The 8,253-nt window shown below is 71.1% G+C and carries 9 protein-coding genes and 1 pseudogene; 8 read left to right on the forward strand and 2 right to left on the reverse strand.

The genetic code is table 11. From position 1 onward, the window contains the following. The first annotated feature begins 333 nt into the window (after positions 1-333). The 8 genes and pseudogenes from ACWEN3_RS35420 (at position 334) to ACWEN3_RS35455 (ending at position 7,478) form a co-directional block, all read left to right on the forward strand. Entirely contained in the window at positions 334-1,509 is a 1,176-nt protein-coding gene (locus ACWEN3_RS35420; RefSeq protein ID WP_452979497.1) for an aromatic ring-hydroxylating oxygenase subunit alpha, read from the forward strand. A gap of 172 nt (positions 1,510-1,681) precedes the next feature. Then, the gene (locus tag ACWEN3_RS35425) at positions 1,682-2,806 is read left to right on the forward strand and encodes a polyamine ABC transporter substrate-binding protein (protein WP_452979499.1); all 1,125 of its coding nucleotides are present in this window, start codon (positions 1,682-1,684) and stop codon (positions 2,804-2,806) included. Between the two features lies 1 nt (position 2,807). Continuing rightward, positions 2,808-3,701, forward strand: a complete 894-nt coding sequence (locus ACWEN3_RS35430; protein ID WP_452979501.1) for an ABC transporter permease — start codon at positions 2,808-2,810, stop codon at positions 3,699-3,701. Further along, entirely contained in the window at positions 3,698-4,579 is an 882-nt protein-coding gene (locus ACWEN3_RS35435; protein ID WP_452979503.1) for an ABC transporter permease, read from the forward strand. The genes ACWEN3_RS35430 and ACWEN3_RS35435 overlap by 4 nt, the downstream gene beginning before the upstream one ends. A 3-nt stretch (positions 4,580-4,582) precedes the next feature. Next, on the forward strand, positions 4,583-5,653 hold the full coding sequence (locus tag ACWEN3_RS35440) for an ABC transporter ATP-binding protein (protein ID WP_452979505.1): 1,071 nt from the start codon (positions 4,583-4,585) through the stop codon (positions 5,651-5,653). Between the two features lie 27 nt (positions 5,654-5,680). Then, a pseudogene (locus ACWEN3_RS35445) lies at positions 5,681-5,908 on the forward strand (FAD-dependent oxidoreductase); the annotation flags it as partial. Positions 5,909-6,007: 99 nt separating this feature from the next. Continuing rightward, positions 6,008-6,361, forward strand: coding sequence for a VOC family protein (locus ACWEN3_RS35450; protein WP_452979514.1), 354 nt, complete (start codon positions 6,008-6,010; stop codon positions 6,359-6,361). 46 nt (positions 6,362-6,407) lie between these two features. Continuing rightward, positions 6,408-7,478, forward strand: coding sequence for an adenosine deaminase (locus ACWEN3_RS35455; protein WP_452979507.1), 1,071 nt, complete (start codon positions 6,408-6,410; stop codon positions 7,476-7,478). On the opposite strand, the gene ACWEN3_RS35460 is transcribed toward ACWEN3_RS35455, so the two are convergent. Both ACWEN3_RS35460 and ACWEN3_RS35465 read right to left on the reverse strand, forming a co-directional pair. Next, positions 7,460-7,975, reverse strand: coding sequence for a mycothiol transferase (locus tag ACWEN3_RS35460; RefSeq protein WP_452979509.1), 516 nt, complete (start codon positions 7,973-7,975; stop codon positions 7,460-7,462). The two genes, ACWEN3_RS35455 and ACWEN3_RS35460, sit on opposite strands and share 19 nt — an antisense overlap. Before the next feature lie 28 nt (positions 7,976-8,003). Then, the coding region (locus ACWEN3_RS35465) for a carotenoid oxygenase family protein (RefSeq protein WP_452979511.1) at positions 8,004-8,253 on the reverse strand (250 nt) is incomplete at its 5' end.

Below are 8,253 nucleotides of genomic sequence, written 5' to 3' on the forward strand. Positions count from 1 at the left end.
GCCGTCACCCAGTGGGCCGGAGACGTACTGGCGCACCGCCTCCGCACCACCAGGACCTGGGCGGCCGGATCCGGTCGCCAGGTGTGGCGCGGACGAGGTCCGCGGGCTTGCGGGATGTGCCGCGGCGGGCGTCTGCCGGCCCGGTCCATCCGCCTGCCCCGACACTAACTAACTAATTAGTCAGCCCACAAGTCTTGACTTGGGCCCATCGCGGTCCCACTCTGACTAACCAATTAGTCAGCCGGATCCCGGCAGGCCGCAAGCCCGCCTGCCGTGCGTTCCGCGCACAGCCTCACCGCCCATCGCCGCCGCCGCGGCGCGGAGGAGGACCCGATGAACCCCTCGACCACGCGGGAAGCCGCCCACCCGGCCGCCCCACCGGGGCCGCCGGCCGAGCACCCCGGGGAAGCACTGCCCGCCCGCTACTACACGGATCCGGTCGTCGCCGAGGCCGAGACCGACCGTATCTTCGCCAGGTCCTGGCAGCTCGTCTGCCATGAGTCCGACCTCCCCGGCCCCGGCGCACGGCTCACCGCGACCGCCGCCGGCCGGGAGGTGCTGGTCGTCCGTACCGAGGACGGCGGACTCGCCGCCCATCTCAACGTCTGCCGGCACCGCGGCACCCGTCTGGTCAGCGCGCCCGAGCCCTCCGGCAAGGCGATCCGCTGCCCGTACCACGGCTGGACCTACAAGCTGGACGGACGCCTCGTCGGCGCCCCCGAGGCGCGCCGGATCCCCTGCCTGGACAAGCCGAAGCTGGGACTGCACCCGGTCAACGTGGAGTCCTTCCTGGGCTTCGTCTTCGTCAACCTCGACATGGAGGCGACCCCGCTCGCGCAGTCCTGCGCCGGTCTCGCCGAGGCCGTCGGCCGCTACACCGGGCCCGGCCTCGTCCCGGTCGGCAGGCACCGCATCCACGACCTGGCGGGCGGCGAGGAGCAGAACGCCAACTGGAAGGTGATCGTCGACAACTACCTCGAGGGCTACCACGTCCCCGTGGCCCACCCCGCGCTGATGCGGCTGCTGGACTACCAGGCGTACACCGTGGACGTCCAGGAGAACTACGTCCTGTTCGAGTCACCGCTGCGGGACAAACCCTCCTCGAACTGGACCGAGCGGCTCTACCAGCGGCTGGCGACTCCGATGCCGGGGCTCACCGAGGCCGACCGGCGCGTGTGGCGGTACGCCGTGATCTACCCGAACACGCTCATCGACTTCTACCCTGACCACGTGCTCGCGTGGACCGCCCTGCCCACCGCCCAGGACCGGGCGGCGATCCCCGGCGCGTTCTACACGAAGCACGGCGAGAGCGTCCGCACCCGGCTGGCCCGCCGGCTGAACATCCACATCGGCTGGGTCACCAACGACGAGGACGCCGAACTGGTGGAGCGGGTGCAGGCCGGCCTGACCACGCCCGGCTTCGAGCCGGGCCCGCTCTCGCAGCGCGAGGCCGCCGTCGGCTGGTTCGCCCGCCGGGTGCGGGACGACCTGGCGGGGGGCACGCTGTGACGTCCTCCCGCGCGCCGTACACCGGACGCCTCCGGACCGGATTACCCCTCCCCCGCTGACGCACGCTCGTACCCTCCCCAGACCGGTCCTTCCCACGGAGTCAGGGCCTCCGTGAGCCGACCAGCCGGTCCAGCCCTGGAGTTGTGCCGTTCCTCGACGGAGAGGACGTTCCGTGTCCCCCGAGGTACTCCCACCGACCCGACGCTCCTTGCTGCGGGCGGGCGCCTGCGGTCTGCTCGGCGCCGCGGTCGGCGGCTGCGGGTTCATGCCCGCCAGAACGCCGGACGCCCGGCAGCTCGCCCCCGTCAAAGCACGCGTCGACGGCGATCTCGTCTACTTCAACTGGGCCGACTACGTCGACCCTTCCGTGTTCAAGGGCTTCGAGAAGGAATACGGCGTCAAGGTCATCCAGTCGAACTTCGACTCGATGGAAGGCATGGTCGCCAAGCTCAACGCCGGCAACCGCTACGACGTCGTCTTCCCGACCGCAAAATGGGCCCAGCGCCTGGTGCGCGGAGGCCGGCTGCGCCGCATCGACCACAGCCAGCTCCCCAACGCGCACGCCATATTCGGCGCCTACGCCTACTTCGCCGACCCCTGGTACGACCCCGGCTCCGCGCACACCGTCCCCTTCACCGCGTACAAGACCGGCATCGGCTGGCGTCGTGACCGGATCGGCGAACTGACCGGCTCCTGGCGGGATCTGTGGAGCGACAAGGCCGAGGGCAAGGTCTTCCTGCTGGACGACCGCGACGAGGTCCTCGGCATGGGCGCCCTCGAACTCGGTCTGGGGGTCAGCACCGGCGACCGCCACGACCTCGGCCGCATCACCTCACTGCTGGGCACCCTGCGCCCCCGGCTGCGCGGCTTCTCCAGCGACAGCTACAACAACCTCCTCAACGGCAACGCGGTCATGACCCAGGCCTGGAGCGGCGACATGGCCGCCATGCTCAACCAGGCCAAGGACCCCTCCGTGTTCGGCTTCGAGGCCCCCAAGGAGGGCACGCCGATCAACTCCGACTGCTACGCCATCCCCTGGAACGCCCCGCACCCCGGGACCGCGATGCTCTTCATCGACTACATGCTGCGGCCGGAGAACGCGAAGAAGAACATCGAGTACATCGGCTACCCGATGCCGATCGCCGGCACCGAGAAGACGTACGCCGAGCTGGTCAAGCCCTTCCCCGAGTGCCTCGTCACCGAGGACGACCTGAGGGCGGACCTCTTCTTCCGCAACGGCGGCCGCGCGGCGGAGGACGCCCGCGACACCGCCTGGACCCATGTGAAGGCGGGCTGACATGGCGCTGCTCCGCTCCCCCTCCCGCCCGCGCCGGCGCGCCGCCGACGGCGAGCGCATATGGACCTGGCTGATGCTGCCGGGCACCCTGTGGATGACCGGCTTCCTGATCGCCTCGCTGGTCCTGGTCGCCGTACTCGCCGTGGGCACCACCGACGACCTCGGCAACCCGCGCTTCGGCTTCGACCTGTCCGGCGTGCGCGCCCTCGCCGACCCCGCCTACACCGAGGTCCTCGTCCGCTCCCTCGGCTACGCCGTGCTGACCTGTGTGATCTGCCTGCTGATCGCCTACCCGGTGGCGTACACCATCGCCCTGCACGGCGGACGCTACAAGCACGCGCTGATCGCCGCGATCGTGGTGCCCTTCTTCGCCAACTACCTGGTCCGCATGTACGGCTGGTCGGTGGTCCTGTCCGACGACGGACCCGTGCTGCGCGCACTGCGCGCGGTGGGTCTGGCCGACGGCGGCACGAAGATCCTCAACACGGGGACCGGGGTGGTCGCGGGACTCGTCTACGGCTTCGTCGTCTTCATGATCATCCCGTTGTACGCGGCCCTGGAACGCCTCGACGTCTCCCTCATCGAGGCGGGCCGCGACCTGTACGGCGGCCCGGTCCGCACCTTCTTCTTCGTCACCCTGCCGGCCACCCGGCAGGGCGCGGCGGCCGGGCTGGTCCTGGTCTTCCTGCCCGCCATGGGCGACTTCGTCAGCGCACAGCTCATGGGAGGACCGGACCAGATCATGATCGGCAACCTGATCCAGGACAAGTTCTTCCAGGGCCAGAACTGGCCGCTGGGCTCCGCGCTCACGATGCTGCTGATGCTGGTGCTGCTGATCGGGATGCTCGGCTATCTGCGCCGCACCCGCAAGGACGAGGCGGAGGCCCGCCGATGACCCTGCTCAAGCTGCCCTCCGCCACCGCCCCGGCCCGTCCGGCCACCCGGAGCCGTACGCGACGCGGCCGCGCCGACCGCAGGCCCCGCGTCCTCGTCGCCGTCACCGCGCTCTTCTTCGCGCTGCTCTATCTGCCCATCGGCGTCGTCGCCCTGTTCTCCTTCAACTCCAAGAAGTCCCTGACCGTCTTCGGCGGGTTCAGCCTGCGCTGGTACCGCGCCTTCGTCCACGACGACGTGCTGATCTCCTCCCTCGGCACCAGCCTGCGGATCTCCCTGGTGGCGATGGCCGGTTCGGTCGTCCTCGGCGTGGCGCTCGCGCTCGGCCTGGTCCGCTGCCGCACCCGGCTGGGCTCGCTGGCCGGCCTGGTCATGCTGGTGCCGCTGGTCACACCCGAGATCGTCACCGGCGTCGCCTCGATGCTGCTCTTCAAGGGCCTCGGCATCGCCCTGTCCACCGGCACGGTGATGCTCGCCGAGATCACCTTCTCCATCTCGTACGTCACCGTCATCCTCCGCTCCCGGGTCGCCGCGCTGAATCCGGAGGTGGAGGAGGCCGCCATGGACCTCGGGGCCACCCGCTGGCAGGCGGTGCGCCTGGTCACCCTGCCCGCCCTGCTGCCCGCCGTACTGGCCGCCGCCGTGCTGATCTTCGCGCTGGTCTTCGACGACTTCGTCCTCGCCTACTTCACCACCGGCGTCGACCCCCAGCCCCTGTCCGTGCGGATCTACTCGGCGATCCGCTTCGGTGTGCAGCCGACCATCAACGCCGTCGGCACCCTGATGCTCGCGGGCTCGATCGTGCTGATCGCCCTGGCCCTCTTCATCCCGCGCCTCTTCGGCCGCCGCGGCGGCCTCGACATCCTCTCCGGGGAGTGACCCATGGACGCGATCCCTGCCGTCCGGCTCGACGGCGTCTCCAAGCAGTTCGCGGACTCCTACGCCGTCCACCGCCTCGACCTCGACATCGAGGCCGGCCACTTCTTCTCCCTGCTGGGCCCCTCCGGCTGCGGCAAGACCACCTCGCTCCGCATGATCGGCGGATTCAGCGACCCGACCGAGGGCTCGGTGCTGCTGGCCGGCGAGGACGTGACCGCGCTGCCGCCGAACCGGCGCAACGTCAACACGGTCTTCCAGAGCTACGCGCTCTTCGACCACCTCAGCGTCGCCGACAACGTGGCGTTCGGCCTCAAGCGCAAGGGCGTCGACAAGCCGGAGATGCGGCAGCGCGTCGGCGAGATGCTGGAGCTGGTCCAGCTCGCCGGGCTCGCCGACCGCAAGCCCCGCACCCTCTCCGGCGGTCAGCGCCAGCGCGTCGCCCTGGCCCGCGCGCTCGTCAACCGTCCGGCCGTGCTGCTCCTCGACGAGCCGCTGGCCGCCCTGGACCTGAAGCTGCGCCGGCAGATGCAGGTGGAGCTGAAGCAGATCCAGCGCGAGGTCGGCATCACCTTCGTCTTCGTCACCCACGACCAGGACGAGGCGCTGACCATGTCCGACCGGATCGCCGTGATGAACGAGGGCCGCATCGAGCAGTGCGGCACGCCCGAGGACGTCTACGAGCACCCCGCCAGCCGGTTCGTGGCCGCCTTCATGGGCACCTCGAACCTGATGACGGGCACCTACCGGGACGGCGCGGTCGCCCTGGAGCAGGGTCCCGCCCTCCCGGTCGGCCGCCGCGGCGGCATCGCGGACGGCACGGCCGTCAGCGTGTCCGTGCGGCCCGAGAAGATCTGGCTGTCGGACTTCGAACCGGGCATGTCGGTGCTGAACGGGGTGATCCGCGACACCGTCTACAGCGGCCCGACCACGACCTATCTGATCGAACTCGCCCCGGGCGTCACGCTGTCGGTGCTGGAGCAGAACACGGCCCGTGCGCGCATGGAGGACCGCTGGAGCGGCGGCGAGACGGTGGAGTTCGGCTGGCGGCCGGAGCACTGCCTGGTCCTGGCCTGACCCCACCCCACGACGAAAGCGAATGCGATGCATCACGACGTGATCGTGCTCGGCGCGGGTCTCGCCGGACTCGCCGCCGCCCGGGACCTGGCGGCCGCCGGCACCGACGTGCTCGTCCTGGAGGCCCGGGACCGCGTCGGCGGCCGGGTCGAGCAGACCCGCACACCCGACGGCCGTACCGTCCAGCTGGGCGGTGAGGTGGTCGGCCATGCCCACACCGCCTATCTGCAACTCGCCAAGGAACTCGGCCTGGAGCTGCTCCCCAGCTACGTCGCCGAACCCGGCCGCATCACCCGGGCCACACCCGAAGGCCGCTCGGCGGGCGACCCACCGCACTGGTTCGGCCCCGGCGACATGGCCCTGCACGAGCGGCTCGGCTTCCGCCTGGCCGAGGACGCCCCGCGTCCTGACGGCTCCCGCTGGGTCGTCGTCGAGCCGGGCCCCGGGGGCCGGGATGCCGAGGGCCCCGGCACCGGGCTGCTGCTCGCCCGCGCCAAGGGCGAGGAGCAGGGTGCCCGCGTCGGCGACCAGACCGGCGGCCGCGTCGGGTTCTTCCTGCACACCGACGACTTCGCCCGCGACCACGCGCGCATGGCCGCCGCCGGCGTCACCTTCCTGGAGGAGCCGCGGCACGAGCCGTACGGCACCGTGGCCGTCTTCCAGGACCTCTACGGCAACCGCTGGGACCTGCTCCAGCCCGCCGGCTGACCCTCCTCCCACCGCTCAGAACCGCCCGCTCAAGGAAAGACCCGCCATGACTGCTACGCGCGTAGATGCCGACGTCGTCCGCCGCCTGCCCAAGGCCGTCCTGCACGACCACCTCGACGGCGGCCTGCGCCCCGCCACCGTGGTGGAGCTCGCGGCCGCGGTCGGCCACACCCTGCCCACCACCGACCCCGACGAGCTGGCCGCCTGGTACTTCGAGGCCGCCAACTCCGGCGACCTGGTGCGCTACATAGCCACCTTCGAGCACACCCTCGCCGTCATGCAGACCCGCGAGGGCCTGCTGCGCACCGCCGAGGAGTACGTCCTCGACCTCGCCGCCGACGGTGTCGTCTACGCCGAGGTGCGCTACGCCCCCGAGCTGAACACCAACGGCGGACTCGCGCTGAGCGAGGTCGTGGAGACCGTGCAGGAGGGCCTGGCCGCCGGCATGGCCAAGGCGGCCGCCGCCGGCACCCCGGTCCGCGTCGGCACCCTGCTGTGCGGCATGCGGATGTTCGACCGCGTCCGGGAGGCCGCCGACCTCGCCGTCGCCTACCGCGACGCCGGTGTCGTCGGCTTCGACATCGCCGGCGCCGAGGACGGCTTCCCGCCCGCCGACCACCTGGCCGCCTTCGAGCACCTGCGCCGCGAGAGCGTGCCGTTCACCATCCACGCCGGCGAGGCGCACGGCCTGCCCAGCATCCACCAGGCCCTCCAGGTGTGCGGCGCCCAGCGCATCGGCCACGGTGTGCGCCTCACCGAGGACATCGTCGGCAGCAAGCTCGGCCGTCTCGCCTCCTGGGTGCGCGACCGCCGCATCGCCCTGGAGATGTGCCCCACCTCCAACCTGCAGACCGGCTGCGCCACCTCGATCGCCGAGCACCCCATCACGGCGATGAAGGACCTCGGCTTCCGGGTCACCCTCAACACCGACAACCGCCTGGTGTCCGGTACGACGATGACCCGGGAGATGTCGCTGCTGGTCGAGGAGGCCGGCTGGACGGTCGAGGACCTGCGCACGGTCACCGTGAACGCCGTCAAGAGCGCGTTCATCCCGTTCGACGAGCGCAAGGCCCTCATCGAGGACGTGATCCTGCCCGGTTACGCCGCCGCGCTCTGAATCAGCCCCCTGAGGTAGGCGGCCTGTCCGATGTGCTGAAGGTCGTCGGACAGGACGCTCACCAGGCGCACGCCCACGGTGACCGGAGGGTCCCAGCGCTCGTCCACGACGCGTTCGAGGTCCTTGGCGGCCAGGGAGCGCAGCGTGCCGACCGTCTGCTCGTGCACGGCGTCGTGGTAGTCGGCCAGCAGGTCGGCCGACTCCACCCGCACCTTCGCGACCTTGGCGGGGGAGTGCCCGTAGCCGGTGTCGTGCCGGGGCAGGTCGAGGCCGAGGCGCTTCTCCCAGCCCTGGGAGAGCCAGACCTGCTCGAGGTCGAAGGCGTCGGCGATGTGGTCGTCCTGCACCCGGGTGAGGTGCCAGACCAGCCAGGCGACGGTGTTGGCGTCGGGGACCGGGCGGTGGTGCAGCTCGTCCGGTCCGAGGCCGTCGAGCGTGGCACGGACTTCTTCCTGGATGCGGCCGAAGCCGTCGATGAGGATGTCCTTGGCATGCATACCGTCCACCATCGCAAATCACCGGCGCTCACGCGTCCGGAATCCAGCTCCCGTGGAAACCCAGCGGGACCCGCCCCGGCAGATGCACCCGCGCGACCGGCTCGCCGGTGAAGTCCTGCGCCGCGAGGATCACCAGGTCGGCAGCTCCCCGGTCCGGGTCGTGGACGAACGCGAGCGCGTAGCCGTCGTCCTCGTCGGCCCGGCGGCCGTGCGGGTGTCCGACGAGGGGAAACCTGGAGGGCCGATGGGACGAGACGTCCCGGCGCTCGTCTTCACCC

The organism is Streptomyces sp. NPDC004561 (assembly GCF_053602155.1).

What these genes read in the sequence shown, in the direction of transcription:
- ACWEN3_RS35430 (WP_452979501.1), top strand. Translation starts at nt 2,808, where the DNA reads ATGGCGCTGCTCCGCTCCCCCTCCCGCCCGCGCCGGCGCGCCGCCGAC.
- ACWEN3_RS35420 (WP_452979497.1), top strand. Translation starts at nt 334, where the DNA reads ATGAACCCCTCGACCACGCGGGAAGCCGCCCACCCGGCCGCCCCACCG.
- ACWEN3_RS35460 (WP_452979509.1), bottom strand. Translation starts at nt 7,975, where the DNA reads ATGCATGCCAAGGACATCCTCATCGACGGCTTCGGCCGCATCCAGGAA.
- ACWEN3_RS35440 (WP_452979505.1), top strand. Translation starts at nt 4,583, where the DNA reads ATGGACGCGATCCCTGCCGTCCGGCTCGACGGCGTCTCCAAGCAGTTC.
- ACWEN3_RS35435 (WP_452979503.1), top strand. Translation starts at nt 3,698, where the DNA reads ATGACCCTGCTCAAGCTGCCCTCCGCCACCGCCCCGGCCCGTCCGGCC.
- ACWEN3_RS35450 (WP_452979514.1), top strand. Translation starts at nt 6,008, where the DNA reads ATGGCCCTGCACGAGCGGCTCGGCTTCCGCCTGGCCGAGGACGCCCCG.
- ACWEN3_RS35455 (WP_452979507.1), top strand. Translation starts at nt 6,408, where the DNA reads ATGACTGCTACGCGCGTAGATGCCGACGTCGTCCGCCGCCTGCCCAAG.